The sequence below is a fragment of the Intrasporangium flavum genome, assembly GCF_001956915.1.
GTDB classification, from domain to species: Bacteria; Actinomycetota; Actinomycetes; order Actinomycetales; family Dermatophilaceae; genus Monashia; species Monashia flava.
This window is the reverse complement of sequence record NZ_MLJO01000013.1, coordinates 319,362-345,506: the sequence shown is the minus strand read 5'-3', so window position 1 is coordinate 345,506 and position 26,145 is coordinate 319,362. Positions and strand designations below refer to the sequence as shown.

At 73.0% G+C, this 26,145-nt stretch carries 26 protein-coding genes and 3 tRNA genes; 11 read left to right on the top strand and 18 right to left on the bottom strand.

Annotated features, from left to right (window positions below; all coding sequences use genetic code 11):
- The first annotated feature begins 2 nt into the window (after window positions 1-2).
- On the top strand, window positions 3-917 hold the full coding sequence (locus BIV28_RS12275) for a DUF3152 domain-containing protein (protein WP_083707287.1): 915 nt from the start codon (window positions 3-5) through the stop codon (window positions 915-917).
- Between the two features lie 43 nt (window positions 918-960).
- Here the strand turns inward: BIV28_RS12275 and BIV28_RS12270 are convergent, their stop codons facing one another.
- The 7 genes from BIV28_RS12270 to BIV28_RS12240 all read right to left on the bottom strand — a co-directional run bounded on the left by BIV28_RS12270 (window position 961) and on the right by BIV28_RS12240 (window position 7,292).
- A complete protein-coding gene (locus BIV28_RS12270; RefSeq protein WP_076262138.1) occupies window positions 961-2,226 on the bottom strand; it encodes a choice-of-anchor P family protein in 1,266 nt (421 codons plus the stop codon).
- 283 nt (window positions 2,227-2,509) lie between these two features.
- On the bottom strand, window positions 2,510-4,393 hold the full coding sequence (gene ggt / locus BIV28_RS12265; RefSeq protein WP_076262137.1) for a gamma-glutamyltransferase: 1,884 nt from the start codon (window positions 4,391-4,393) through the stop codon (window positions 2,510-2,512).
- Window positions 4,394-4,503: 110 nt separating this feature from the next.
- Complete coding sequence (rplA, locus tag BIV28_RS12260) at window positions 4,504-5,220, bottom strand: 50S ribosomal protein L1 (RefSeq protein WP_076262135.1); 717 nt, start codon at window positions 5,218-5,220, stop codon at window positions 4,504-4,506.
- Window positions 5,221-5,342: 122 nt separating this feature from the next.
- Window positions 5,343-5,774: a 50S ribosomal protein L11 gene (gene rplK, locus BIV28_RS12255; RefSeq protein ID WP_076262133.1), complete on the bottom strand. Its 432-nt coding sequence runs from the start codon at window positions 5,772-5,774 to the stop codon at window positions 5,343-5,345.
- A 116-nt stretch (window positions 5,775-5,890) separates the two neighbouring features.
- A complete protein-coding gene (nusG, locus tag BIV28_RS12250) occupies window positions 5,891-6,745 on the bottom strand; it encodes a transcription termination/antitermination protein NusG (RefSeq protein WP_076262132.1) in 855 nt (284 codons plus the stop codon).
- 101 nt (window positions 6,746-6,846) lie between these two features.
- Entirely contained in the window at window positions 6,847-7,116 is a 270-nt protein-coding gene (secE, locus tag BIV28_RS12245) for a preprotein translocase subunit SecE (protein ID WP_076262130.1), read from the bottom strand.
- 103 nt (window positions 7,117-7,219) lie between these two features.
- A tRNA-Trp gene (locus BIV28_RS12240) sits at window positions 7,220-7,292 on the bottom strand.
- Between the two features lie 223 nt (window positions 7,293-7,515).
- On the opposite strand from BIV28_RS12240, the gene BIV28_RS12235 reads away from it, so the two are divergent.
- Both BIV28_RS12235 and BIV28_RS12230 read left to right on the top strand, forming a co-directional pair.
- Entirely contained in the window at window positions 7,516-8,877 is a 1,362-nt protein-coding gene (locus BIV28_RS12235; protein ID WP_076262129.1) for an aspartate aminotransferase type Ic, read from the top strand.
- Complete coding sequence (locus tag BIV28_RS12230) at window positions 8,874-9,395, top strand: DUF5709 domain-containing protein (RefSeq protein WP_076262127.1); 522 nt, start codon at window positions 8,874-8,876, stop codon at window positions 9,393-9,395. Before BIV28_RS12235 ends, BIV28_RS12230 begins: the two co-directional genes overlap by 4 nt.
- A 116-nt stretch (window positions 9,396-9,511) precedes the next feature.
- On the opposite strand, the gene BIV28_RS12225 is transcribed toward BIV28_RS12230, so the two are convergent.
- The gene (locus BIV28_RS12225) at window positions 9,512-9,976 is read right to left on the bottom strand and encodes a BP74-related protein (protein ID WP_207555947.1); all 465 of its coding nucleotides are present in this window, start codon (window positions 9,974-9,976) and stop codon (window positions 9,512-9,514) included.
- Between the two features lie 180 nt (window positions 9,977-10,156).
- On the opposite strand from BIV28_RS12225, the gene BIV28_RS12220 reads away from it, so the two are divergent.
- Both BIV28_RS12220 and BIV28_RS12215 read left to right on the top strand, forming a co-directional pair.
- Window positions 10,157-11,185 carry an adenosine deaminase gene (locus BIV28_RS12220; RefSeq protein WP_076262239.1) on the top strand — a complete coding sequence of 343 codons (1,029 nt, stop codon included), beginning with the start codon at window positions 10,157-10,159 and terminating at the stop codon, window positions 11,183-11,185.
- A 183-nt stretch (window positions 11,186-11,368) separates the two neighbouring features.
- Window positions 11,369-12,055, top strand: a complete 687-nt coding sequence (locus BIV28_RS12215; protein WP_076262126.1) for a hypothetical protein — start codon at window positions 11,369-11,371, stop codon at window positions 12,053-12,055.
- An 87-nt stretch (window positions 12,056-12,142) separates the two neighbouring features.
- Here BIV28_RS12215 and BIV28_RS12210 read toward each other — a convergent pair whose 3' ends face one another.
- From BIV28_RS12210 to BIV28_RS12185, 6 genes are all read right to left on the bottom strand, one after another.
- Complete coding sequence (locus BIV28_RS12210) at window positions 12,143-13,216, bottom strand: UDP-N-acetylmuramate dehydrogenase (RefSeq protein ID WP_076262237.1); 1,074 nt, start codon at window positions 13,214-13,216, stop codon at window positions 12,143-12,145.
- 10 nt (window positions 13,217-13,226) lie between these two features.
- Window positions 13,227-13,670, bottom strand: coding sequence for a MaoC family dehydratase (locus BIV28_RS12205; protein WP_076262124.1), 444 nt, complete (start codon window positions 13,668-13,670; stop codon window positions 13,227-13,229).
- Window positions 13,670-14,116 (bottom strand): FAS1-like dehydratase domain-containing protein, encoded by a 447-nt coding sequence (locus tag BIV28_RS12200; protein ID WP_076262123.1) that lies wholly within the window; start codon window positions 14,114-14,116, stop codon window positions 13,670-13,672. Before BIV28_RS12200 ends, BIV28_RS12205 begins: the two co-directional genes overlap by 1 nt.
- A gap of 92 nt (window positions 14,117-14,208) precedes the next feature.
- Complete coding sequence (gene rpmG, locus BIV28_RS12195; RefSeq protein WP_076262121.1) at window positions 14,209-14,379, bottom strand: 50S ribosomal protein L33; 171 nt, start codon at window positions 14,377-14,379, stop codon at window positions 14,209-14,211.
- Window positions 14,380-14,543: 164 nt separating this feature from the next.
- Window positions 14,544-14,620, bottom strand: a tRNA-Met gene (locus tag BIV28_RS12190).
- Between the two features lie 56 nt (window positions 14,621-14,676).
- A tRNA-Thr gene (locus BIV28_RS12185) sits at window positions 14,677-14,749 on the bottom strand.
- Window positions 14,750-14,899: 150 nt separating this feature from the next.
- Between BIV28_RS12185 and BIV28_RS12180 the strand changes: the two genes are divergently transcribed.
- A complete protein-coding gene (locus BIV28_RS12180) occupies window positions 14,900-16,183 on the top strand; it encodes an AI-2E family transporter (protein WP_083707285.1) in 1,284 nt (427 codons plus the stop codon).
- A gap of 3 nt (window positions 16,184-16,186) precedes the next feature.
- On the opposite strand, the gene BIV28_RS12175 is transcribed toward BIV28_RS12180, so the two are convergent.
- Window positions 16,187-17,062 (bottom strand): hypothetical protein, encoded by an 876-nt coding sequence (locus tag BIV28_RS12175; protein ID WP_076262120.1) that lies wholly within the window; start codon window positions 17,060-17,062, stop codon window positions 16,187-16,189.
- Window positions 17,063-17,121: 59 nt separating this feature from the next.
- On the opposite strand from BIV28_RS12175, the gene BIV28_RS12170 reads away from it, so the two are divergent.
- Window positions 17,122-17,943 (top strand): MBL fold metallo-hydrolase, encoded by an 822-nt coding sequence (locus BIV28_RS12170; RefSeq protein ID WP_076262118.1) that lies wholly within the window; start codon window positions 17,122-17,124, stop codon window positions 17,941-17,943.
- A gap of 24 nt (window positions 17,944-17,967) precedes the next feature.
- On the opposite strand, the gene BIV28_RS12165 is transcribed toward BIV28_RS12170, so the two are convergent.
- Window positions 17,968-18,171, bottom strand: coding sequence for a hypervirulence associated TUDOR domain-containing protein (locus BIV28_RS12165; RefSeq protein ID WP_076262117.1), 204 nt, complete (start codon window positions 18,169-18,171; stop codon window positions 17,968-17,970).
- Between the two features lie 151 nt (window positions 18,172-18,322).
- Between BIV28_RS12165 and BIV28_RS12160 the strand changes: the two genes are divergently transcribed.
- Both BIV28_RS12160 and BIV28_RS12155 read left to right on the top strand, forming a co-directional pair.
- Window positions 18,323-18,556 carry a BatC protein gene (locus BIV28_RS12160; protein ID WP_076262235.1) on the top strand — a complete coding sequence of 78 codons (234 nt, stop codon included), beginning with the start codon at window positions 18,323-18,325 and terminating at the stop codon, window positions 18,554-18,556.
- Between the two features lie 20 nt (window positions 18,557-18,576).
- The gene (locus BIV28_RS12155) at window positions 18,577-19,821 is read left to right on the top strand and encodes a cupin domain-containing protein (protein ID WP_076262115.1); all 1,245 of its coding nucleotides are present in this window, start codon (window positions 18,577-18,579) and stop codon (window positions 19,819-19,821) included.
- 108 nt (window positions 19,822-19,929) lie between these two features.
- Here BIV28_RS12155 and BIV28_RS12150 read toward each other — a convergent pair whose 3' ends face one another.
- On the bottom strand, window positions 19,930-20,688 hold the full coding sequence (locus BIV28_RS12150; RefSeq protein WP_076262114.1) for a helical backbone metal receptor: 759 nt from the start codon (window positions 20,686-20,688) through the stop codon (window positions 19,930-19,932).
- A gap of 20 nt (window positions 20,689-20,708) precedes the next feature.
- Window positions 20,709-23,951, bottom strand: coding sequence for a fused isobutyryl-CoA mutase/GTPase IcmF (icmF, locus tag BIV28_RS12145; protein ID WP_076262112.1), 3,243 nt, complete (start codon window positions 23,949-23,951; stop codon window positions 20,709-20,711).
- Between the two features lie 62 nt (window positions 23,952-24,013).
- Here icmF and BIV28_RS12140 point away from each other — a divergent pair, with 62 nt between their 5' ends.
- Both BIV28_RS12140 and BIV28_RS12135 read left to right on the top strand, forming a co-directional pair.
- Window positions 24,014-24,538 (top strand): MarR family winged helix-turn-helix transcriptional regulator, encoded by a 525-nt coding sequence (locus BIV28_RS12140; RefSeq protein WP_076262234.1) that lies wholly within the window; start codon window positions 24,014-24,016, stop codon window positions 24,536-24,538.
- A 24-nt stretch (window positions 24,539-24,562) separates the two neighbouring features.
- Window positions 24,563-25,840 (top strand): AGE family epimerase/isomerase, encoded by a 1,278-nt coding sequence (locus BIV28_RS12135; RefSeq protein ID WP_076262111.1) that lies wholly within the window; start codon window positions 24,563-24,565, stop codon window positions 25,838-25,840.
- Window positions 25,841-26,145 lie beyond the last annotated feature (305 nt).

Sequence of the window (26,145 nt, the reverse complement as noted above, 5' to 3'; positions counted from 1 at the left end):
CCATGGTGACTGGCGGGCGAGGACGCCGGGCCGAGCACCCCGGGGCGCGGGCCATCCGACGCCGGCGGCTCTGGGCCGGAGCGGCGGTGCTGGCCTGCGTCGCCGCCGACGTCTGGTCGGTCACGTGGGCCGGGGCCCGTGAGCCGCAGACGCCCAGCGCGCTCTCGGTGGTGTCCGGCGTGGCGCTCGCCGCCGGAACCGGACCCCTCGTGCACGTCGACGCCATCGAGACGGTCCCGGCCTCGCCGCTGCTGCCGGGGACCGACGCATCGGGTGACGGCCGGCGCGCGGCGTCGTCCACGACGTCGCCCACCACCCCCTCGCCCACGACCTCGACCCCGACCCCGGCGAAGGTCGTCGCGAAGGGCGACGGACGCTTCACGGTCCTGCCGGTACCCACCGACGCCGTGCGCAGCCACGCGACGAGCGGGCGCGTCGTGCGCTTCACCCTCGAGATCGAGGGCGGCCTCGGCGTCGACCGCGACGAGTACGCCCGGACCGTCGTCTCGACGCTCACCGACGCGCGCGGCTGGCAAGGCGTCGACCACGTCCGCTTCGTGGGCCTGTCGCCCGCGCAGGTCGACCAGGGCGTCCGGCCCGACCTGCGCATCACGCTGGCCAGCCCGGACACCACCGACCACCTCTGCGCCCCGCTCGAGACCCGCGGGCAGGTCAGCTGCCACAACGGGGGCCGGGTCGCGCTCAACCTGCGCCGCTGGGTGCTCGGCGCCGAGGCGTACGGCACCGACGTCGCGGCCTACCGCACGTACCTCGTCAACCACGAGGTGGGCCACGGCATCGGCCATGCGCACGCCTACTGCGGCGGCGCCGGCAAGGTCGCGCCGGTCATGATGCAGCAGACGTACGGCCTCAAGGGCTGCACGGCCTGGAACTGGCCGAGCCCCAAGACCGCCTGAGGCGCCGGGCCGACTGCTCGACCCGGCGCCACGGCGTGGACGGTCAGACGACGGCGCTGTAGCTGTAGCCGATGCGGACGACCGAACCGGTCGGCAGCGACCCGAGCACGCGGTCGGTGACGACCTCGACCATGACGACCTCGATGGACTTCGCGGTGCGGGTGACCTTGTGGAGCGTCACCTTGCCGAGGCCGGGCACGGTGACCACGGTGTTGGCCGGGACCGAGGCGTTGATCGCCGGCAGTCCCTTGATGCCGAGCCCCACGAAGGAGCTGCGGTCGACCAGGGCCACCGTGCCTCCGGGGCTCGACTGGGTGGCCGAGGTGTCGGCGACGATCGTCGTGGCGCCGAGGAGCCCGGCGAGCACGCTGGGTCCCGAGATGCGGTCGACGACGCGCACGGTGCGGCTGCTCGCCGTCGCCGTGGCGTTCGCGGTGGTCGTCGTCGTGCCGGTGGTGACGACGCCGGGCACGGTGGCCGACGCGACGGTCGCGCTCGAGCTGCTGCCGCCGCAGAACGGCTGGGCCAGTGCGGTGGGGCTCGAGAGCACGCGGCCGTCGGCGGCCGTGGCGCTCGTGGCGTAACCCCTGCCGGCCACGAGCCCGACGACGGGCTTGGTCAGCGACGAGCTGGAGACGCCGACGAGGACGTTCGAGCCGATCGGGAGGTCGAGCGGGTTCTTGCCGCTCACGACGACCTGCAGCGCGATGGTCTGCACCCGCCACTCCGAGCCGACCCAGGTCTTCGTCTGGCGGTTGAGGTAGACCGTGGCGTACGCCGCACCGTCGGAGCCACGCAGGGACAGCGCGGTGTTGGGCGCCGGCGTCGCGCTCTGGGCACGCCCGGCGACGACGAGGCCGGCCAGCTCGGACCGGTTGCCGCCGGTGAACGTACCGGCGCCGTTGACGACGGCGGTGCTCGCCGAGGTCACGGCGTTCGAGCGCACCAGCCCGCCGAGCAGGTTGACCGCCCCGGTGCTCGCGCTGGTGCGAGCGACCTTGAGGCCGTTCTCGATCGACGAGGACGCGACGGTGGTCGTGGCGCCGACCGTTCCGAGCCGTGCGGCGTTGACCGCCGCTGCCGTGCCCTTGACCGTGCGCCCGAAGGACGTGGTGCAGCCGATGCCGGCGTAGGCCACGGGACCGGACTTCACGACGCTCCCGACGACTGCGTACGAGCCGTAGGCGTACGACTGGACGCCGACGTTCGGGAGGGATGCAGCCCCGGCCGGAGCCGCGAGCTGGACGGACGATACGGCCAAGGCCGCCCCTACGAAGGCTGCCGAAGCCGCCCGGTGCATGGTGCTCATGGATGTCTCCTGACGTGATGCCATGCCACCGATCCCCTGTGACCGATGCCCCTGGTTAACGACTCGGATACCCGGTGTGCTATGGGTACTTTTCCGGAAAGTCCCGTTCCTGCAGGTTCCTGCAGCCGGGCAATCCGGCGGGCGGACGTCACCGAAGGCGATGTCGGCCGGCACGAGCACCGACTCCTGGCCCACGCGGATCTCGAGTGGCCCGGGAACGCCGCTCGCCACCTGCCCCGACGGTGGGACAGGTGGCGAGCGCGACGGGCGGGGGTCAGGGCCGTCAGGGTGCGGGGTGCACCACCATGGCCGAGCCTCCGCCTCGACGCGTCGGCTCGGCGGCCGCCTCGAAGAGGCCGTGGCCGAGGCTGCGGATCGCCGTCACGGCCCCGATCTCGCCGGCGTCGGTGAGCGTGTGGCCGAGCGCCCGCAGGCCGGCCGCAGCGGGACCGGCCAGGAACGCCGGCTCGGCGCCCTCCCCCGACGCGCTGTTGCGCGAGGAGAGGCGCGGCGCCGCGATCGCGTCGACGAGCGACAGGTCGCGGTCGAGGTAGCCGAGGACCGTCTGCGAGACCGACGTGATGATCGTCGCGCCACCGGGCGAGCCGACGGCGAGGAACGGCGCGCCGTCCTTCATGAGGATCGTCGGGCTCATCGACGAGCGCGGCCGCTTGCCCGGGCCGGGCAGGTTCGGGTCGGGGACGCCCGGGGTGAGCGGGGTGAAGTCGAAGTCGGTCAGCTCGTTGTTGAGCAGGAACCCCCACCCCGGCACCGTGATGCCCGAGCCGCCGGTCTGCTCGATGGTCAGCGTGTAGGACGCGACGTTGCCCCACCGGTCGGTCGCCGTCAGGTGGGTCGTCGACAGGCCCTCGTACGGCTCCTTCTGGGCGGTGGAGCCCGGGGTGCACGAGGTGTAGGAACCGTCGGGCGAGCCGAACGGGATCGGCCTCGGCTGGGCCTTCGTCGGGTCGAAGAGGCAGGCCCGCTCGGCCGCGAAGTCCGGGCTGACGAGCTCGGACACCGGCACGCCCGGCACGTCGCCGACGTAGCGGTTGCGGTCGGCGAAGGCCGTGGCCGACGCCTCTGAGAACCGGTGCAGGTAGTCGACGTCGGACAGCGCGGACGTCTTCGTGCCGGTGCGGTCCTCGTAGGCCTTCATGAGGTTGAGGATCTCCGCGACGGCGATGCCGCCCGAGCTCGGCACCGGCATGCCGTAGACGTCGAGGCCCTCGTAGCGCGAGTGGATCGGCGCCTTGGTCAGCGCCCGGTACGCGGCAAGGTCACGCGTCGTCATCTTCCCGCCCATGACACTGCTGCCCGGCCGGGTGTGGGGGGCGTTGGCCTCGCGCACGATCGCCTCGCCGAGGCGACCGCGGTAGAGCACGTCGACGCCCTGGGTGCGCAGCGTGCGGTAGGCCTTGGCCATGTCCGGGTTGGTGAACCTCGAGCCGACCGCCGGGGCCTGCCCGTCGCGCAGGAAGACGCGGGCGGTCTCCGGGAAGACGCTGAACCGGGCGGCGTTCTGGGCGGTCTGGTCGTGGAAGGTCTGGTCGACGACGAAGCCCGTGGCCGCGAGGCGCTCGGCGGGCTTGAGGGCCGCGTTGAAGGACAGCGTGCCGTGGTCGCGCAACGCCTTGGCCCACAGGGCGGGGGTGCCCGGGACACCGACCGACAGGCCGGAGTTGACGGCGGTGGCGAAGGGGTAGGGCTTGCCGGTGGCCGGGTCGATGAACGCCTGCTCGGTGAAGGACATCGGGGCGGTCTCGCGCCCGTCGATGGTGCTGACCTTCTTGTCCCGCGCGTCGTAGTACACGAGGAAGCCGCCACCGCCGATGCCGGCGCTGTAGGGCTCGGTGACCCCGAGCGCGGCGGCCGTGGCCACGGCGGCGTCGGCGGCGTTGCCGCCCCGGGCGAGCACGTCGATGCCGACCTGCGAGGCGTCGCGGTCGACCGAGCTGACCGCGCCGCCGGAGCCGGTCATCACGGCGACCTTGGGCAGCGGGGTGGGGCGGCCGTGCCAGCCGCGGTCGGTGGTGGAGGCCTGGCCGGGGGCGGTCGGGGATGCCGGGGGCTGCGCCCCGGCCTGGGGTGCCAGCAGGGCGAGCGGGAGGCCCGCGCTGACGCCCGCAACGACCCAACGTCTGGTGCTGCGTGTCTGTCGGCTCATCTGCAGACCGTACCCAGCATCGGCTCGGGCCACCCGTCGAGAACGCGAGAGCCCGCCACCCCTCGGCGGGGTGACGGGCTCCGGCGTTGTGCTACGCGCAGGTCAGGCGATCAGGCCTGGTCCTCCTCGGCGAGGAGGTTGCGGGTCTTGCTGAAGTCGAGCGGGATGCCCGGGCCCATCGTCGTGGAGACGGTGGCCTTCTCGATGTAGCGGCCCTTGGAGCTGGCCGGCTTGAGACGCAGGATCTCCTCGAGGGCGGCGGCGTAGTTCTCGACGAGCTTCGCCTCGTCGAAGGAGGCCTTGCCGATGATGAAGTGGAGGTTCGCGTGCTTGTCGACGCGGAACTCGATCTTGCCGCCCTTGATGTCGGTGACGGCCTTGGCGACGTCCATCGTCACGGTGCCGGTCTTCGGGTTCGGCATGAGGCCACGCGGACCGAGGACCTTGCCGAGACGACCGACCTTGCCCATCATGTCGGGCGTCGCGACGACGGCGTCGAAGTCGAGCCAGCCGCCCTGGACCTTCTCGAGCATGTCGTCGGAACCGACGTAGTCGGCGCCGGCCTCACGAGCCGCCTCGGCCTTGTCGGCGTTGGCGAACACGAGGACGCGGGCCGTCTTGCCCGTGCCGTGCGGCAGGTTGACGGTGCCGCGGACGGCCTGGTCGGCCTTGCGGGGGTCGACACCGAGGCGGAAGGCCACCTCGACGGTCTCGTCGTACTTGGCCTTCGCGGTCTGCTTGGCGACGCGGACGGCCTCGAGCGGGGCGTAGACCTTGCCGGGCGTGATGAGCTCGGCGGCTGCGCGGTAGTTCTTGCTGCGCTTCATGGAACTGCTCCTTGCGTGGTGGTGGAGTCGTGGTGCGGACCAGCGCTGGCCCTCCCACGTGGCCGACGGCAGACGGTCCGTCTGCCGTGCGGCCGGGGGTGACGCGTTGCTCCGAGCGGGGCTCAGAGCTCGGTGTCGATGCCCATCGAACGGGCGGTGCCGGCGATGATGCGCGCCGCCATCTCCTCGTCGTTGGCGTTGAGGTCCTCCATCTTCTGGCGGGCGATCTCGAGGACCTGCTCGCGCGAGAGCTTGGCGACCTTGGTCTTGTGCGGCTCGCCCGAGCCCTTGGCCACACCGGCGGCCTTCTTGATGAGCTCGGCGGCCGGCGGGGTCTTCGTCACGAAGGTGAACGAGCGGTCCTCGTAGACCGTGATCTCGACCGGGATGACGTTGCCGCGCTGGGCCTCCGTCGCGGCGTTGTACGCCTTGACGAACTCCATGATGTTGACGCCGTGCTGGCCGAGGGCCGGGCCGACGGGCGGGGCGGGGGTGGCCTGGCCGGCCTGGATCTGCAGCTTGATGAAGCCGGAGACCTTCTTCTTGGGGGGCATGGTTGCCTACCTTCTGCGTTGTGGGCCGACGCCGTGGGCGATGACCCGGTTGCATGCCTCCGCGGGGTGCCGCGGGGACGGACGGTGCGGACCGCGACGGGCGCGGACCGGTTCGCTCAGATCTTGGCGACCTGACCGAAGGACAGCTCGACCGGGGTCTCCCGGCCGAAGATCGAGACCAGCACCTTGAGCTTTTGGGTGTCGGCGTTGATCTCGGAGATCGTGGCGGGGAGGGTCTCGAACGGGCCCTCCATGACGGTGACCGACTCGCCGACCTCGAAGTCGACGACGCGGACGTCCTTCGGGGCGCTCGCGGCGCCCGAAGCGGCGGCACCGGCCGGTGCGGCGGCCTCGAAGGTCGGGGCGAGCATCGTGAAGACCTCGTCGAGCGAGAGCGGCACGGGCTGGTGGGCGTTGCCGACGAAACCGGTGACGCCGGGCGTGTGGCGCACGGCGCCCCAGCTCTCGTCGGTGAGGTCCATGCGGACGAGGACGTACCCGGGCATCCGGACGCGACGGACCTGCTTCTTCTGCCCGTTCTTGATCTCGGTGACCTCCTCCATGGGGACCTCGATCTCGAAGATGAAGTCCTCCATGTTGAGGGTCTGGATGCGCGTCTCGAGGTTGGCCTTGACGCGGTTCTCGTAGCCGGCGTACGAGTGCACGACGTACCAGTCGCCGTCCTTCATGCGCAGGTCGCGCTTGAAGTCGGCGACGGGGTCGGCGCTCTCGACGACATCGGTGGCCTCGGCGGACTCGTCGGCGTCGGACTCGTCGGTGTCGGTGAGGTCGGTGTCCTCGTCGGTCGTGTCGTCGACGACCTCGCCGGTCGTCTCGTCGACCGTCACGTCGGCGGTGTCCTCACCCGCGGCGTCGACCGAGGCGTCGGACGCGTCGACCGTCGGGTCGAGGACGTCGCTCTCGGTGCTCTCGCCGTTCGGGGCGCCCTGCGGGGCGAACTGCTCGGACACGCTCTGACCTGCTTCCTTGCTCGTGGACCAGCCGGAGCGGCTGGCGGTGACTCCCGGTGTCGGGGCCGGGCGCGACTCGCGCTCCCGCCCCGGTGGCCGACCTAGGTCGTCGAACCGGTGAGGACCCACGAGATCAGCTTGCTCAGACCGAAGTCGAGCGCCGACACCAGGGCCATCATGACCACGACGAAGACCACGACGACGGTCGTGTACCGCACGAGCTCGGGGCCCGTGGGCCGCACGACCTTGCGCAGCTCGTCGAGGATCTGCCGGACGAAGAGGCTCAGCGCGGAGAAGAACCGCGACACCGGGTTGCCGCCACGAGCCTTGTCGGCCCGGCCGGACCCGCGCTTGGCGCTCGTCTCCGTCACGATTCCTACTTTCTGCCTGGGGAACCGGCCCGCGACAGGCCCCGGGGTGTCCGGGACAGGAGCCGCGTGCCGCCTTGCACGACGACCACATCACTGGGATGCGCAGGGCAAGAGGGACTCGAACCCCCAACCGCTGGTTTTGGAGACCAGTGCTCTACCAATTGAGCTATTGCCCTTCGCCACGGTCGTTGGGTGACCGGGGCGGGACGGCATGCGTCAGCATGGCCAGCGTCAGCCGTCCGAGCGACGATCATACGGGACGGATCGGCCCGATGCGAACCGGCCGCCGTGAGCGCCGTCCGCCATCCTCTCAGGTCGCCGGCCACGACACCAGCGGGCCGCCCACCGCCATGCGGACCACCCTGCCCCGCGAGCCGGGGCGGTGGCAGGATCGAGAGCGTGACGAACTCGCGCAGCCCCCTCGCGTCCCTGTCCGACGACGACCTCGCCGCCTTCCTCGCCGAGCAGCGGTCGGCGTACGCGGCCCTCGAGGCCCGCTCGCTCAAGCTCGACCTGACGCGCGGCAAGCCCTCGAGCGCCCAGCTCGACCTGTCGAACGACCTGCTGCACCTGCCGACGACGACCAAGGACCGGGCCGGCGTCGACGTGCGCAACTACGGCGGGCTCGAGGGCCTGGCCGAGCTGCGCGACATCTTCGCCGAGCTGCTGTGGGTCGAGGCGTCGCAGGTCGTGGCGGGCGGCAACTCGAGCCTGACGATGATGTACACGACCGTCGTCGACTTCCTCCTCTTCGGCGGCGTCGACTCCCCGCGGCCCTGGTCGCAGGAGCCGGCTGTGAAGTTCGTCTGCCCCGTGCCCGGCTACGACCGCCACTTCTCGATGCTCGCCGAGCTCGGCATCGAGATGGTGACCGTCGACATGCACGACGACGGCCCCGACATGGCCGCCGTCGAGGCGCTCGTCAAGGACGACCCGAGCGTCAAGGGCATCTGGATCGTGCCGACGTACGCCAACCCGACGGGCGCCGTGGTGTCGCAGGAGGTCGCCGCCCGCCTCGCGGCCATGCCGACCGCCGCCCCCGACTTCACGATCTTCTGGGACAACGCCTACGCGTTCCACCACCTGACCGAGGACGAGGCCAAGAGCGCCGACATCCTCACGCTCGCGGCCGCGTCGGGGAACCCGAACCGCCCGATCATGTTCGCCTCGACCTCGAAGATCACCTTCGCGGGCGCCGGCGTGGCCGTCCTCGCGGCGAGCCAGGCCACCGTCGCGTGGTACCTCAAGCACCTGTCGATGGCCTCGATCGGCCCGGACAAGGTCAACCACCTGCGTCACGTCGAGTTCTTCCGCGACGCCGACGGGGTGCGGGCGCACATGCGCAAGCACCGCGAGATCATCGCGCCGAAGTTCGCGGCCGTCGACGAGGCCCTGACGGCGGGCCTGGCCGGGCTCGAGGTGGCCACGTGGAGCCACCCGACGGGCGGCTACTTCGTCAACCTCGACGTGCTCGACGGCACTGCCTCGCGCGTCGTCGAGCTGGCCAAGGCGGCCGGCATCGCCCTGACGCCGGCCGGCGCCTCGTTCCCGCACGGTCAGGACCCGCGCGACCGCAACATCCGGCTCGCCCCGACCTTCCCGACGCTCGAGGACGTCCGCACCGCCATGGCCGGTGTCGCGACGTGCGTCGCGCTCGCCGCCGCCGAGTCGCTGACCGCGGGCCGGGCCTCCGGGGTAGGGGCAGGGGGCGAGGGCGCCACCGCGGGCGCCGCGGCCGAGCAGACCGAAGGAGCACGATGAGCGGCATCGAGCCGAACGAGAACATCGAGGACGACCTGACGAGCTACAGCGTCGACGACGAGGACCAGCTGCAGCCCGAGGACACCCTCGAGGACGGCGACCTCGAGGACGTCCTCGACCGCGGCTACTCCCCCAACGACCGCCCCCAGGGGGTCAACGCCCACGGCACGACCCCGCGCGAGGAGGCCGAGGACGAGACGATCGACGAGCGGATCCTCCAGGAGGAGCCCGACCCGAACTCGGCGTACGGCCGGCCCGAGAACGAGAGCGGCCTCGACGAGGAGCGCATCGGGGGCGACGACCCCGACTCCATCGCCGCCGAGGACGACTGGCTCGGCGACCACGAGGTGGGCGACGAGCGCGCCGGCCGGCTCGTGGCCGACGACGAGGGCGCCCACGAGGACGACGAGAAGCAGGCGTGGGGCCGTGACGTCGGTGTCGACGGCGCCGGGGCGTCGGCCGAGGAGGCCGCCATGCACGTCGTCGACGAGATCGCCGACGAGCCCGAGGACCGCTGACCCGGGACACCCCAGCGCACGAACGAGTCACCGCACGACGGGGGCCCGCGGCACCGCACGGTGCCGCGGGCCCTCGTGCGTCAGGCCACGCGTCGGGGAACGGCGTCGGGGACGGCTCAGGGCACGTCGTCGACGGCGACGAGCTCGGCAGCCCGCGGGCAGTAGTCCTGCGCGTCGAGGAACCCGCCCTCGACCTCGGACGGCGTGCCGTCGCAGGCGTCGACGGCGCTGGAGGCGAACTCCACGGTGTCCGGGTCGAGGTGCCAGGACCACGGTGCGTTGGGGCCCGGGTCGTCGCGGACGACGGCGCCGATGGGGACCGTCGGCCCGCCCTCGCCGGCGAGGAGGCGGCGGACGTGCTCGACGAGGTCGGGCCGGTCGAGCTCGACGCGGAAGGTCTCGCCACCCCCGACGCGGAAGGTGGCCGTGACGGAGGCGGCCGCGACGTGGGCACCGACGCTGGCGGCGAGCGCGGGCGAGAGGTCGTCGGCACCGACCGGGGCGGCCGACCGCCCCGAGGGCGCGGCGCTGCAGGCGGCGAGGAGCACGACCGCCACGGCGGCCACCGCCACGGAGACCACGGAGACCACCGAGCCCCCACGGCCCCAAGGGCCCACGGGGCCCACGGAGCGCACGGAGCCCATCGGGGCCGCTCTGCCGACCCGCACGACGCCTCCCGGTGCTCCTCCGGCGCCGCGGCGCGCCGGTCCGGCGAGCCTATGCCCTGGGGGCGTGCCGTGCGCGGTGGGATGCTGTCGGCCATGACGCGCGACGTGCTGGCCCTGCCCAAGGCCCACCTGCACCTGCACTTCACCGGGTCGATGCGCGTCGACACGGTCCGTGACCTCGCCGAGCGGCACGGGATGCGCCTGCCCGACGCCCTCACCGGGCACTGGCCGCCGCGTCTGGCCCGCGCCACCGACGAGCGCGGGTGGTTCCGCTTCCAGCGCCTCTACGACGCCGCGCGCAGCTGCGTGCGCAGCGAGGAGGACATGCGCCGGATCGTGCGCGAGGCGGCCGAGGACGACGCCGACGAGGGCTCCCGCTGGCTCGAGATCCAGGTCGACCCGACGTCCTACGCCCCGTTCGTCGGCGGCATCACCCCCGCCCTGGAGATCGTCCTCGACGAGGCCCGGTCCGTGTCGGCCCGGGGCCGGATCGGCGTCGGTGTCGTCGTGGCGGCCAGCCGGATGCGCCACCCGCTCGAGGCCCGCACGCTCGCCCGCCTCGCGGCGCGCCACGCCGGTGACGAGGCCGGCGACGTCGTCGGCTTCGGCCTGAGCAACGACGAGCGACGCGGGAGCACGCCGGAGTTCGCACCCGCGTTCGAGATCGCCCGTCGGGCCGGCCTGGCGCTCGTGCCGCACGGTGGCGAGCTGCTCGGCGCGCAGTCCGTCATGGAGACCCTCGAGTCGCTGGCCCCCGACCGGATCGGCCACGGCGTGCGCTGCGTCGAGGACCCCCAGGTGCTCGACGCCGTCGCCGAGGCGGGCGTGACGCTCGAGGTGTGCCCCGGCAGCAACGTGGCCCTCGGGGTCTACGCCGACCCTGCCGACGTGCCGCTGCGGCGGATCGTCGAGGCCGGGGTGCCCGTCGCGCTCGGCGCCGACGACCCGCTGCTGTTCGGCTCGCGGCTCGCCGCCCAGTACGCTGCCGCCCGCGAGCTCGGCTTCGACGACGCCGGCCTCGCCGACCTCGCCCGGGGCTCGATCGAGGGCAGCCTCGCTCCGGAGCGGGTGCGCAAGCAGGCGCTCGAGGACCTCGCCGGGTGGCTCGACGCGCCGGAGTGAGCCAGCTGGCGTCGGGGTGGGCGGCCAGCCGAACCGGCCCGGCGTGAGGACCGCCACACCCCAATCCCGCACAGACCGGGACGCACCGGTCCCGCCGGCACGCGTCAGGACGCCGGTCACGGGGGTCCGCCGGGCGGCGCGAGTTTGCCCGGGGCTGGGCCGCGCAGTCATGCTGTCCGGGAGATGAAGACGCAGACCCCCGCCCCCGCACGCCCCCAGACCACCTCGGGCGCCCGGCTGCGACGCCTCGCCGTCGTGGGTCTGGCCGCCCCCGTCATCGCCCTCACCGCGCTGTCCGCCTGCAGCAGCGAGGCCCCGGTGACGGCCGACCCGACCGCCAGCTCGGCCGCGGGCACGACGCCCCCGGCCACGTCGACGTCCGGCGACACGTCGTCGGCCACGACGACCTCGACGCCGACGGCACCGGCGACGTTCTCGACCAAGGACATCAAGGCCGTCATCAAGGACCCCGACCTCGGGCACACCATCACGGCGCTGAAGATCTCGCGCAACCTGCCCTTCCCGTCGAACCAGCCGGTCGGCGCTGAGGCGTTCGAGATCGTCGGCGTCAAGGTCCAGCTCCAGGCCGGCTCGCGCTACTCGGCCACCCTCGACCCCGCGATGATCTCCCTCGTGGCGACGAGCCCGAAGCAGACCGTCTCGGCCACGGCCGAGTTCGGCAAGGCCTACCACGCGATCCCGCTGACGCCGGCCAAGCGCAACCAGACCGAGCGCGGCTGGCTCTTCTTCAAGGTCGACCGCGGCACGTCGACGTACCTGCGCCTGCAGTACGCCCGCCCGGCCTACCAGGTCAGCACGACCGACAAGAAGATCCAGCCCCACACCTACTGGGTGCAGCTGACCCGCTGACCTCGAGGCGACGGCACGTACGACGGCCCCGGATTCCCTTGGGAACCGGGGCCGTTCGCCTACCTGCGAAGAAGTGCCTGTGCCCGGCTAGAGGCGTTCGCCGACGAGCACCGGCTCGTTGACGAGCGTGACGCCGAACGCCTCGCGCACGCCGTCGCGGACGCGTCGGGCGACGTCGAGCACCTCGGAGGTCGTCGCGTCGCCGCGGTTGGTCACCGCGAGCGTGTGCTTCGTCGACAGCGACGCCGGGCCCGGCAGGCCGAAGCCCTTGGCGAAGCCGGCGTGGTCGATGAGCCAGGCGGCGCTGGTCTTGACGCGGCCGTCGGGCTCGGCGAAGCGCGGCGGGGTGGGCCCCTCGTAGCCGAGCCGCTCACCGACGCGCTCGACGAGGTCGTCGAACTCGTGGCGGCTCAGGATCGGGTTGGTGAAGAAGGACCCGCACGAGTACGTGTCGGGGTCCTCGGCATCGAGCACCATGCCGCGACGCCGGCGCTGCTCGAGGACCGCGGCCCGCGCGTCGGCGAGCGGCACCCGCGTACCGAGCTCGACGCCGAGACCCTCGGCGAGCGCCGCGTAGGCGACGGGTCGGGCGAGGTCGGCGACCTCGAGCTGGAAGACGACGTCGAGCACGACGTAGCGGTCGGTGCCCTTGAAGAGGGAGTGCCGGTAGGTGAAGGCGCAGTCGTCGTTGGCGAAGGTGCGCACGGCCTGCTCGCGGCGGTCCCACGTGCGCACCTGGTAGATCGTCTGCGAGACGTCCTGGCCGTACGCGCCGACGTTCTGCACCGGGGTGGCGCCGGTGAGGCCCGGGATGCCGCTCAGGGCCTCGACGCCGGCCCAGCCCTCGCCGACGAAGCGGTCGACGACGTCGTCCCAGCCCTCGCCCGCCGCGACGCGGACGACCGCGCCGCCGCACCAGTCGGCCGACTCCGGCGTGATCCCGGACGTCGCGACGCGCACGACGGTGCCGGCGAAGCCCTCGTCGGCCACGACGAGGTTGGAGCCGCCGGACAGCAGCAGGAGCGGCTCGTCGGCGTCGTCGACCTCACGGACGGCGTCGACGAGCTCGTCGGTCGTGGTGACGGTGACGAGGCGGGCCGCAGGGCCGCCCACCCGCATCGTCGTCATCCCGGACAGTGGGACGTCGTGCTGCTCGTGCACCACGGCCCCCTCAGTCGAGGCGCGCGACGGCGAGAGCCCGGCCGAGGACCTTCTCGCCGGCGCACGTGGCGGTCAGCTCGACCGTGACGCGGCCGGTCTCGGCGTCGACGGCCTTGACGACGCCCGACACCTCGACGTCGGCGCCGGACTCGTAGGGCACGACGACGGGCTTGGTGAAGCGGACGCCGTACTCGACGACGCGGCCGGCGTCGCCCACCCAGTCGGTGACGACCGTGACGGCCGAGCCCATGGTGAACATGCCGTGGGCGATGACGTCGGGCAGGCCGACCTCCTTGGCGAAACGCTCGTCCCAGTGGATCCGGTTGCGGTCGAGGGACGCGCCGGCGTACTGCACGAGGCGTGCCCGGTCGATGTGCACCGTGTGCGGGGGCAGGGCGTCACCGACGGAGACGGAGGACAGGGCGCGCACGCCGGCGGTGGTGTCGCTGCTCATCACTCGGCTCCTCGGATGACGATGGTGGACGTGGCCGTGCAGACGGCCTCGCCGCCCTCGGTGGCCAGCTCGGTGCGGGTGGTCACCATGGCGTGGCCGCCGGCCTCTCGGACGGTGTCGACGTGGAGCGTGCCGACGACGGCGTCGCCGGCCGTGAGGGGCCGGTGGTGGGTGAAGCGCTGCTCGCCGTGGACGACGCGGGAGAAGTCGATGCCGGCCTCGGGGTCGCGGATCAGCTGGGCGTCGCACTGCTGGGCGATGAGGACCGCGAAGGTCGGCGGCGCGATGACGTCGGCGTAGCCCCGGGAGCGGGCGACGTCGGCGTCGACGTGGACGGGGTCGGCCGAGCCGACCGCCTCGGCGAACTCGCGGATCTTGGCCGCGCTGACGCGGTAGGTCTCGGTGGGCGGGTAGACCCGGCCCTGGAAGTCTGCGTTCACCGGCATGCGGGCAGCCTATCGACCGGTACACGACGACCGCTCCCCCGGCCGGTGGCCGAGGGAGCGGTCGTGAGGTGACGCGCGAAGAGCGGTCCGCGTCAGCGGGTCTCGCGGTGCTCCGTGTGCTTGCCGCACTTCGGGCAGAACTTGTTGAAGGAGAGACGGTCGGGGTTGTTCCGACGGTTCTTCTTGGTGATGTAGTTGCGGTCCTTGCAGTCCACACACGCCATCGTGATCTTCGGACGGACGTCGCTGCTCTTGCTGGCCACGGCAACCTGCTCTTTCGGGAACGTGCTGGGATGTATCGGGTCGTCTTGCGACTGGTGTCCCGTGCGCGTGCCCGGGGCTGACCCTCGCGTCGGCACGGGACGCGACGCTAAAGGTTACGCGACGGGCCACCGAATCGAGAAATCCGTGGACCGCCGCGCTCCTGTGGTAGCGGGAGCGGGGCTCGATCCCGCGACCTCACGATTATGAGTCGTGCGCTCTAACCAGCTGAGCTACCCCGCCATGGGCTGCCGGCACCGGAAGCCGCTCGCGCGGGCTGCCGGGAACCGACCGACCAGAGCCCCAATAGGGAATCGAACCCTAGACCTTTTCCTTACCATGGAAACGCTCTGCCGACTGAGCTATTGGGGCACGGTCGAACCTTCGGGACCCGCGTCGCGGGGCCGAGTTTCGACCTGCTGTGCGTCGGTGAGACTACACGGTCCCGGGCGCGGATACGAAATCGGCACGAGCCGCCCCGGACCCTGCCTGCGCGGGCCCCGTTCCTGAGACGATCGGGGCATGACGGGTCACACCGACCCCCCGCTCGAGACGCCGTCGCCGGCCGATCGCGACGCGCCGCACGTCGTCGTGCGCCTCGACCAGCGCAACGTCTGGCGGGCCGCGTGGGTGCTCGTCGCCGTGCTGGCCTTCGCCGCCTTCGGCCGCTGGGTGCTCGACGACGGGGGCAGCGTCATCTTCACGCTCGTCATGTCGATGCTGGCCGCCATCGCCATGGAGCCGGCCGTGGCCCGGCTGTCGCGCCGCATGCGTCGGGGCGCCGCCACGGGGATCGTCATGGGCGCGACGCTCCTGGCCGTCGCCGTCTTCCTCCTCGCCTTCGGGCAGCTGCTCGCCGACCAGCTCGCGACGTTCGTCCATTCGATCCCCGCCCTCGTCGAGAGCGGACTCACGTGGGCGAGCGAGCACCTCGGCATGCGCCTCGACCCCCAGACCGTGCTCCACGCGCTCGGCGGCGGCACGTCGGCGTTTGCGACCGTGGCGACCGACCTCGCGGGCGGGCTCATCGGTGCGGTCGCGACGGTGCTCGGGGCGGCGTTCAGCAGCCTGACCTTCGCCTTCTTCACCTTCTACTTCTCGGCCGACCAGCCGCGGCTGCGGCGCTGGGTCGCCCGGCTCGTGCCGCCCCGACAGCAGGAGGTCATGAGCACGGCCTGGCAGCTCGCCGTCATCAAGACCGGTGGCTACGTGTCGGCGCGGCTCGTCCTGGCTGCCATCTGCGGCGGGCTCTCGGCGGCGTTCATGTTCCTCATCGGGATGCCCTACTGGCTCGCCCTCGGCATCTGGACCGGGCTCGTGGCCCAGTTCGTGCCGACCGTGGGCACCTACATCGCCATCGCACTGCCGGTCTTCGTCGGCCTCGTGGGCGAGGAGCCGTGGCAGGGCCTGGCCATGCTCGCCTTCGCGCTCGTCTACCAGCAGATCGAGAACCTCACCCTCGAGCCGCGCATCTCGGCCCAGGCCGTCGACGTCCACCCCGCCGTGTCGTTCGCCGCGGTGATGTTCGGAGCCGCGCTCTTCGGCGTCGGTGGCGCCTTCGTCGCCGTGCCGGTGGCCGCGCTGGTCCTCGCGCTCGTCGACATCTACACCCACAAGTACGAGCTGCTGCCGGAGCTGGCCCGACCGCAGCCCGGCGAGCGGCAGCCCGGGACCTCGAGGGCCGACAAGGGGGCCGAGGGCGCCGACGAGACCGAGAGCCCGGCGGACGAGAAGGCGGACGACGCCGCGTCGGACGGCTTGTCGGGTCGCCTGCGTCGGCTGCGCCACCGCACGCCGCGCGTCTGAGCCTCACTCCGAGTCGTCGTGGTCCTCCAGGGCGCGACGCGCCTGCTCCTCGCGCGCCTCCTGCGCGTCACGCTCGCTCGTGGCGCCGGCGAGCTCGGCACCGACCTTGGCGAGGCGCTCCCGGGCCGCGGCGAGGCGCCGCTCGAGGTCGGCGATGCCCTCGGTGACCTCCTCCTGGCGCGCCGTCAGCACCGCCACCTGCCGGTCGGCCGAGCGCAGCGCCTCGCGGGCGGACTCGAGCGCCGAGGCGAGGCGGGTCCGCTCGGCCGTGCGTCGGGCCCGGCGCCGCTCCTCGAGGTCGACGGCCTCGCCACCGCCCCCGTCGAGGACCGAGAGCGAGGGACGCCCTGCGTCCTCGCCCCGCGGGAGGTCCTCGAGCGCGAGGGCGTCCTCGAGGTCGACGGAGCCGAAGCCGGAGTAGCTGAGCGCCTTGACGAGCGCACCGGTGAGGACGGACGCCTCCGCGTCCTCGTCGGCGATGAGCGCGGTCAGCGTGTCGCGCACCTCCACGGCCACGCCGCCCCCGACGCGCTGGCCGGCCGAGGCGGCCTCCTCCGCGACGCGGTCGGCGACGGCGTCGACGCGGCGGGAGCGTTCACGCCCGAGCACGCGCAGCTGGTCGGCGTCGAGCGTGCGCTGGGCCTCGCGGAGCAGCTCGGCGAAGGAGCGCAGCTCGTCGACCTCGTCGCGGCACGTGCGGACGAAGTGGTTGACGGCCCAGGCCGCCACCGTGGGCTTGCGCAGGGCGGTGACCGCGGCGGCGAGCTGCTTGTCGCCGGCGTCCTTGGCCTGGGCGGCCAGCTCGGAGCGGCGCGCCGTGAACCGCGACGGGGTCTCGGCGTAGAGCTCCTCGACGGCGGCGCGCAGGTGCAGGATCACCCGTGCATCCTCCCGCAAACGCGGTGGTCGCGCCGGGCCCGAGACGGCAGGGTGGTGTCGTGACCTGGATCTGTGCGACGTGCGCCGTCGAGACCGATGACCTTCCCGAGCCGCCCGAGGCCTGCGCCATCTGCGAGGACGAGCGCCAGTGGGTGCCCGCCGACGGCCAGCGCTGGACGACGCTCGAGCAGCTGCGCGACGCGGGGACCCGCATCACGCTCGGGGAGGTCGAGCCCGGCCTCTGGGGCCTGCGGGCCCGGCCCGAGGTCGGCATCGGCCAGCAGACGATGGTCGTGCAGGTGCCCGAGGGCGTGCTGCTCTTCGACTGCGTCGGCTACGTCGACGACGCGGCGCTCGAGCAGGTCCGCGCCCTCGGCCCGGTCCTCGCCGTGGCCGCGAGCCACCCGCACATGTACGGCGTCCAGACCGAGTGGGCCCGGGGCCTCGGCGGCGTGCCGGTGCTCGTCAACGAGCGCGACGCCGAATGGGTCCGCCGCCGCGACCCCCTCCTCGAGCTGTGGGGGCAGACGCGTCCGGTGGCGCCGGGACTGACCCTGCACCGCGTGGGCGGGCACTTCCGCGGCCAGGCCGTGGTGGAGTGGTCCACCGGCAACGACGGCAACGGCGTCCTCCTCGCCGGCGACGCCGTCTTCCCCAACCCCGACGGGCGCTCGGTCAGCTTCATGCGCAGCTACCCGAACCGGATCCCGTTGTCGGGCAACGTGGTCCAGCGGATCGCCACGCAGCTCGAAGGGCTGCACTTCGACCGGCTCTACAACAACTTCGGGGCCGTCGTCCGAACGCGGGCCAAGGAGGTCCTGCGCGCGTCTGCCGACCGCCACGCCGCCTGGACGAGGGGCGACTTCGACCACCTCACCTGAGCCGGCCGGGGTGCCACCCCCGGGTCAGGAACCCTCAAGCGTGGACTCCTTGTGGGCAGCCTTCGCGCCCGTCTTGCCGGACTCGACGATCCAGTAGGGCTCGTCCTCGGACGCGTTGAACTTCTGCCCGTCGAACGTGAACTGCCTGACCCGCTTCTCGACCGCCGTGCCGGTGGTGCGGCCCTGCGAGGTGTTCCAGTGCACGGTGTCTCCCTTGGCGATCCCCATGCCCCCGATGCCACCACGGAATCGCGCACGCCGCCAGAGCAGCCCGCACCCCGGCCCGCCCGGCGCCCGGCACGTGTGATCCGCCGCCCGAACGGGTAGGTCGCCGAGGACGGTGTCGTTCGACGCCGCCCACCCAGTGGAGGAGGACGCCATGACCGACACGCCACTCTCGTCGGACGACCCGACCACCGAGGGTCCCGCCGACGGCGGCGCGGACACCGGAACGCACGACGGCGGCGCCGACGGCGGCGCCGAGGGTCCGGCCGACGGCGGCGCGGACACCGGAACCCACGACGGCGGTGCCGACGGCGGCGCCGAGGGCCCGGCCGACGGCGGCGCGGACACCGGCACCCACGACGGCGGTGCCGACGGCGGCGCCGGCTGAGCGCGAGCGACCGCGCCACGATGACTGTCGACACGACGAGCCGGGTGCCCCTGCGTTCGCGCGGGCACTCGGCTCTCGCCCGCCTCGTCCCCCTGTCCCAGTCCGGCTTCGCGAGCGAGCACTGGGGGCGCCAACCCCTCGTGTCCCGGGCCGACGAGCTGCTCACCGGCGCGGCGGACCTGCTCGGCCGCGACGACGTCGACGAGCTCGTCTCGCGCCGGGGACTGCGCACCCCGTTCCTCCGGGTGGCCCGTGACGGCCGCACCCTCGGCGACCGCGAGTTCACGGCCGGCGGCGGCGTCGGCGCCGGGATCGCCGACCAGGTCAGCGACGACAAGCTGCTCGGTCACTTCGCCGCCGGCGCCACCATCGTCCTGCAGGGCCTGCACCGCACGTGGGGCCCGATCATCGACTTCACGCAGCAGCTGGCCGAGGAGCTCGGCCACCCGGTCCAGGCCAACGCCTACGTGACGCCCCGGCAGAGCCGCGGCTTCGACGACCACTACGACGTGCACGACGTGTTCGTCGTGCAGACCTCGGGAGAGAAGCAGTGGCGGCTGCGGCCACCGGTCCGGCCCGCTCCACTGCGCGACGACCCGTGGACCGACCACCGCTCCGACGTCGAGGAGGCGGCCCGCCACGACCCGGCGCACGAGTTCACCCTGCGCCGCGGCGACGTCCTCTACCTGCCGCGCGGCTGGATCCACTCGGCGACCGCCCTGGGTGGCGTCAGCACGCACGTCACCATCGGCGTCCACGTGTGGACGCGGCGGCACCTGGCGGACGAGCTGGCGACGCTCGCGGTCGAGGCCGCGAGCCGGTCCGAGCGGGTGCGCGGCACGCTGCCCCTGTCTCCCGGCGGGCCGCGCACGGCGTCCCTCGACGACGACATCGAGGTGGCCCGGGAGGCACTCCTCGAGGCCCTGCGGGCCGTACCCGCCACCGACGTCGTCGCGGCCCTGCAGGGCCGGTGGCGCGACACGCAGCGGGCCGCGCCCGTCGGGCCGCTCGCCCAGGTGGCGGCCGCCGACGACATCGGCGGCGACTCGTGCGTGCGGCTGCGCCCGCACCTCGGCGCACGTCTCGGGGGTGAGCCCGGAGGCGGCGCGCGCCTGACGAGCCGGCTGCCCGACCTCACCGTGGGCGAGCACGACGTCGGCGCCCTCATCGCGCTCGTCGACGACGGCGTGCTGCGGGCCGACATGGTGGGCCTCGACCTGACCCGGCGGCTGCTCCTCGCGGGTCTCGTCGTCCTCGACGACTGAGCCGGCCGCGTCCGGGGTAACCCGAACCGGACGCCGGGCCGGCCCGGGCACGACCGGCCCGGCGTCACGACCACCCGCCTCCCTCGGGTCACGGCGACGCCGGCGGGGTCAGGACCCGCTGACGGCGTCGAGCAGCGCCCGCCGGGCGCCGACGAGCGACGGGCCGTACCAGGTCAGCAGCCGACCACTGACGAGCGCGGTGCGGGCGTGGGCGAAGGCCTCGGGGCCGTCGTCCGGCGTGAAGACGTAGGGCTCGTCGGGTAGCAGGACGGTACGGCCCTCGCGGTCGAGGTCGCCGAGGTCGACGTGCGGGTAGCGCTCGGGGTCGCCCGCCAGGACGTTGCGCCAGCCGAGCCGCGCCACGACGTCGCCGGTGAACGTGTCGCGCCCGACCGCCATCCACGGGTCGCGCCAGATCGCGACGGCGACCTCGAGCGTCGGCTCGGGCACGGGCCCGCCCCACTCGTCGCGCGCCGCGTGCAGCCAGCCGGGCGCGTCGACGCCGAGGCCTTCGAGGAAGAGGCGCTCGAGGGAGTCCAGGGCACCCGGCACCGTCTCGACGTCGGTGACCCACACCGCGACGCCGGAGTCGCGCAGCCGGCGCACGTCGAGCTCGCGGTTCTCCTCCTTGTTGGCCACGACGAGGTCGGGCGACAGTGCCGCGACGGCGCGCAGGTCGGGGTTCTTCGTGCCCCGGACCCGCTGAACCGCAAGGCCTTCGGGGTGGGGGCACCAGTCGGTCGCCCCGACGAGGACCTCCGGGGCGGTCGCCGCGACCGCCTCGGTGATCGACGGCACGAGCGACACGACGCGGCGCGCCGGGCCCCTGAGCGGGACCGGCGCGCCGAGGTCGTCGACGAGCGACACGTCGCGGCTGCTCGCCGAGGTCAGACGTTGCGGCGGTACTGGCCGCCGACCTCGAAGAACGCCTCGGTGACCTGCTGGAGCGAGCACACCCGCGCCGCACGCATGAGGACGTCGAAGACGTTGCCGCCCTCGATGGCGACGCGCCGCAGCTCCTCGAGCGCGGCCCGTGCCTCGTCCTCGTGCTCGGAGCGGAAGGCCCGCACCCGCGCGAGCTGGCCCTGCTTCTCCTCCTCCGTGCCGCGCGCGAGGACGACCTCACGGGGCGTCTCCCCCTCGTGCGGGTTGCGGAAGGTGTTGACGCCGATGATCGGCAGGCTGCCGTCGTGCTTGCGGTGCTCGTAGAGCATCGACTCGTCCTGGATGCGGCCACGCTGGTAGCCGGTCTCCATGGCGCCGAGCACGCCGCCGCGCTCGGTGATGCGGTCGAACTCCTTGAGCACGGCCGCCTCGACGAGGTCGGTGAGCTCGTCGATGACGAAGGAGCCCTGCAGCGGGTTCTCGTTCATCGCCAGGCCCCACTCGCGGTTGATGATGAGCTGGATCGCGAGCGCGCGGCGCACCGACTCCTCCGAGGGCGTCGTGACGGCCTCGTCGTAGGCGTTGGTGTGCAGGCTGTTGGCGTTGTCGTAGATGGCGATGAGCGCCTGCAGCGTCGTGCGGATGTCGTTGAAGTCCATCTCCTGCGCGTGCAGGCTGCGACCCGAGGTCTGCACGTGGTACTTCAGCTTCTGGCTGCGCTCGCCGGCGCCGTACCGCTCCTTCATCGCGACGGCCCAGATGCGTCGGGCGACGCGACCGAGCACCGAGTACTCGGGGTCCATGCCGTTGCTGAAGAAGAAGGACAGGTTGGGCGCGAAGTCGTCGATGGCCATGCCGCGCGCGAGGTAGCTCTCGACGTAGGTGAAGCCGTTGGCCAGCGTGAAGGCGAGCTGGCTGATGGGGTTGGCCCCGGCCTCGGCGATGTGGTAGCCGGAGATGCTGACCGAGTAGAAGTTGCGGACCTTCTTCTCGATGAACCACTCCTGGATGTCGGCCATCATCTTCAGGCTGAACTCGGTGCTGAAGATGCACGTGTTCTGGCCCTGGTCCTCCTTGAGGATGTCGGCCTGCACCGTGCCGCGGACGTTGGCCAGCGCGTACGCCTCGAGCTCGGCGCGCTCCTCGGCGGAGGGCTCGCGGCCCTCGCGCTCGCCGAAGGCGTCGACCTGCTGGTCGATGGCCGTGTTGAGGAAGAAGGCGAGGATCGTCGGCGCGGGGCCGTTGATCGTCATCGACACCGACGTGGTGGGCGAGACGAGGTCGAAGCCGCCGTAGAGCACCTTCATGTCGTCGAGCGTGGCCACCGAGACGCCGGACGTGCCGACCTTGCCGTAGACGTCCGGGCGCGGGTCGGGGTCGCGGCCGTAGAGCGTGACCGAGTCGAACGCCGTGGACAGGCGGGTGGCCGGCTGGCCCTCGGACAGCAGCTTGAAGCGGCGGTTGGTGCGGAACGGGTCGCCCTCGCCGGCGAACATGCGGGCGGGGTCCTCGTTGTCGCGCTTGAACGGGAAGACGCCGGCCGTGAACGGGAAGAAGCCGGGCAGGTTCTCGCGGCGCAGGAACGACACGAGCTCACCGTGGTCGGTGTACCGCGGCAGCGAGACGCGGCGGATCGTGTTGCCGGACAGGGACTCCCGGGTCAGCTTGGTGACGAGCTCGCGGTCGCGGACCTTGACCACCTGCTCGTCGCCCGAGTAGGACTCGACGACGGCCGGCCAGCCGGCGAGGGCGTCGGCGACCGGCGGCGGGACGTCGGTGCGGGCCGCCTCGAGCAGGCCGTCGACGCCGGACGCGTCGGAGCCGGCGTCGGCGAGCTCGCCGCGCACGAGGTCGAGGCGCTGCACGCGGGACGCGGCGGCCGCGAACCGCGCGGTGTCGGCGTGGTAGCGGCGGACCGTCTCGCTGATCTCGGCGAGGTAGCGGACGCGAGCGGCGGGCACGACCGTGGCGATGCGCGTCGACTGCTTGGTGGACACGTGCGGCAGCACGCCCTCCTGCACCGGCATCCCCTTGTCGGACAGCAGGTTCCGCAGCTCCTGGTAGAGCGCGGTGACGCCGTCGTCGTTGAAGGTGGCGGCGCTCGTGCCGTAGACGGGCATGTCGGCCGGGCCCTTGCCGAAGGCCTCCCGGTTGCGGACCATCTGGCGGCCGACGTCGCGCAGGGCGTCCTCGGCGCCGCGGCGCTCGAACTTGTTGATGGCCACGACGTCGGCCATGTCGAGCATGTCGATCTTCTCGAGCTGGCTGCTCGCCCCGAACTCGGGCGTCATGACGTAGAGCGAGACGTCGGAGTGCTCGACGATCGCGGCATCGCCCTGGCCGATGCCGGGGGTCTCGAGGACGACGAGGTCGAACCCGGCGGCCTTGACGACGGCGAGGATGTCGTCGAGGCGGGCCGGGACCTGGCTCTTGCCGCGCGTGGCGAGGCTGCGGAAGAAGACACGGTCGCCGTCGAGGGCGCTCATCCGGATGCGGTCGCCGAGCAGGGCGCCGCCGCCGCGGCTGCGGGTGGGGTCGACGGCCAGGACGGCGACGCGCAGCTTGTCCTGCTGGTCGAGGCGCAGGCGGCGCACGAGCTCGTCGGTGAGGCTGGACTTGCCGGAGCCACCGGTGCCGGTGATGCCGAGGACCGGCACGTGCCGGCGCGACGCGGCCTCGCGGAGCCCGGCGAGCAGCTCGTCGCCGAGCTGGCCCTCCTGGGCGCCGGTGACGGCGCGGGCGACGGCGGCGCGGTCGCCGGCGAGGACGGCCTCGAGCGTCGGGACCGAGACGCCCCACGGGTCGAAGTCGCAGTCGGCGACGACGCCGTTGACCATGCCGACGAGACCGAGGCGCTGGCCGTCCTCGGGGCTGAAGATCGTGACGCCGGACTCGCGCAGGCGGGAGATCTCCTCGGGGACGATGACGCCACCGCCGCCGCCGACGACCCGCACGTGGCCGGCGCCGTTCTCGCGGAGCAGCTGCACGAGGTACTCGAAGTACTCGACGTGCCCGCCCTGGTAGGAGCTGACCGCGACGCCCTGGGCGTCCTCCTCGATCGCGGCGTCGACGACCTCCTGGACCGAGCGGTTGTGCCCGAGGTGGATGACCTCGGCCCCCTGGCTCTGCATGATCCGCCGCATGATGTTGATCGACGCGTCGTGGCCGTCGAAGAGGCTCGAGGCGGTGACGATGCGGACGTGGTGGGACGGCTGGTGGAGCTCGCGCTGCGCTGCGTCGGACATGGCGAAAATACTAGGACTTCCAAATAATGGACGTCAACGCGTCACCCCCCTACGATGGGCGCATGACTGCGGAGACGAGCGCGCCGGCCGGCTCCGGCCTCGGCTTCGACCCCATCTCGCGGGCCCGCGAGCAGTGGCACGAGCAGGGCTGGGACACCGCCGCCGACGGCATGGCCGCCATCACCTCGCTCATGCGCGCGCACCAGATCGTGCTGGCGCGCGTCGAGGCCACCCTCAAGCCGCTCGGCGTCACCTTCGCCCGGTACGAGGTGCTCATGCTCCTGTGGTTCAGCCGCCGCGGGTCGCTGCCGATGAAGGTCATCGGCAGCCGGCTGCAGGTGCACCCGACGAGCGTCACCAACGCCGTCGACCGGCTCGAGGACGCCGGCCTCGTCGTGCGCTCCACGCACCCCGAGGACCGACGCGCCATGCTCGTCGCGCTGACATCGACGGGTCGCGAGCTGGCCGAGCGGGCCACCAAGGCCCTCAACACCGAGGTCTTCGAGCAGCCGGGCCTCGGACCCGATGACGTGCGCGACCTCGTCGACACGCTGACGCGCCTGCGCAGCCACGCCGGCGACTTCTGAGCCGACGCTCGGCAGACTGGCGGCATGACCGCACCCGAGACGTCACCGGCCGGCCCGCAGAGCGCCGAGCACCTCGCCTGGCTCGCCGAGCAGCGACGCGGCCTGAGGGCCTTCGCCCGGGGCGCCGTCCATCCCGCCGGCGGCTTCGGCCGGCTCGACGACGCCGGGCGGCTCGACGAGGGCAGCGGCGTCGAGACGTGGATCACCGCCCGGATGACGCACGTCGCCGGCCTCGCCGTCCTCGAGGGCGACCACTCCTGCCGTGACCTGCTCGACCACGGCGTGGCCGCCTTCGCCCCGGGCGGCGTCCTCGCCGACGCCGAGGCCGGTGGCTGGTTCGCCTCGGCCGACGCGTCCGGCCGGCCCGAGGTCACCGAGAAGCGCGCCTACGACCACGCCTTCGTCGTGCTCGCGGCCGCGACCGCCTCGGCGGCCCGGCACCCCGACGGCGACGACCTGCTCGACGCCGCGCTCGACGTGCTCGACCGCCGGTTCTGGCGCGACGCCGACGGGCTCGTCGTCGACGTCTGGGACCGCGGCTGGACCGACCTCGAGCCCTACCGCGGGGCCAACGCGAACATGCACACCGTCGAGGCGATGCTCGCGGCGTGGGACGTGACGCGCGACCCGCGCTGGCTCGACCACGCGCGCAGCGTCGTCGAGCGCGTCGTGCACGCCTTCGCCCGCGACTGGGGCTTCCGGCTGCCCGAGCACTTCAGCCCCGACTGGGTGCCCGACCCCGGCTACAACCGCGACCGGCCCGGCGACCCCTTCCGGCCCTACGGCGTCACCACCGGCCACCTGCTCGAGTGGTCGCGCCTGTGCCTGCACCTGCGCCACGGCCTCGACGGCGCCGCGCCCGCGTGGCTGCTCGACGACGCCCGGTCGCTCTTCGACGTCGCGGTCCACGAGGGGTGGGCGGTCGACGGCGCGGACGGGTTCGTCTACACGACCGACTTCGAGGGCACGCCGGTCGTGCGCGACCGCCTCCACTGGGTCGTCGCCGAGGGGATCGCCACGGCCCGCACGCTCCAGCTCGTGACCGGCGACCCGACCTACGGCACGTGGTACGACACGTGGTGGGCGCACGCCCGCGACCACTTCGTCGACGACCGGCTCGGCTCGTGGCGGCACGAGCTGTCCCCGGCCCTCGAGCCGGCCAGCACCGTGTGGGAGGGCAAGCCGGACGTCTACCACGCCTACCAGGTGTGCCTGCTCGGCGCGTTGCCCGAGGTCACCTCGTTCGCCGGCGCCCTGCGCGACGGGCTGCTGCCGACGGTCGACGGGTCGCCCCGGGCCTGATCTCAGGCGCCGCAGGAGCAGCTCCTCGAGGGCGGGCAGCACGGCGTAGACGGCCGGCACGTCACGCACCCACGTGAAGTGGATGCCGAGGGCGTCGTGGCCGTAGGAGCTGCTCAGCCACAGGTCGTCGGCGGCCACCGTGCGCAGCTCGCACGCCTGCAGAACCGGCGCCATCCGGTCGCCGAGGGCGCGCAGGCCCGCGATCGCCTCACGGGCCGCGGTGCGCGGCACGAGGTACTCGCTCTGCAGCTCCTCGCCGCGGCTCGGGGTGAACTCCATCCGGAAGTGCGGCAGCCGGTCGAGCC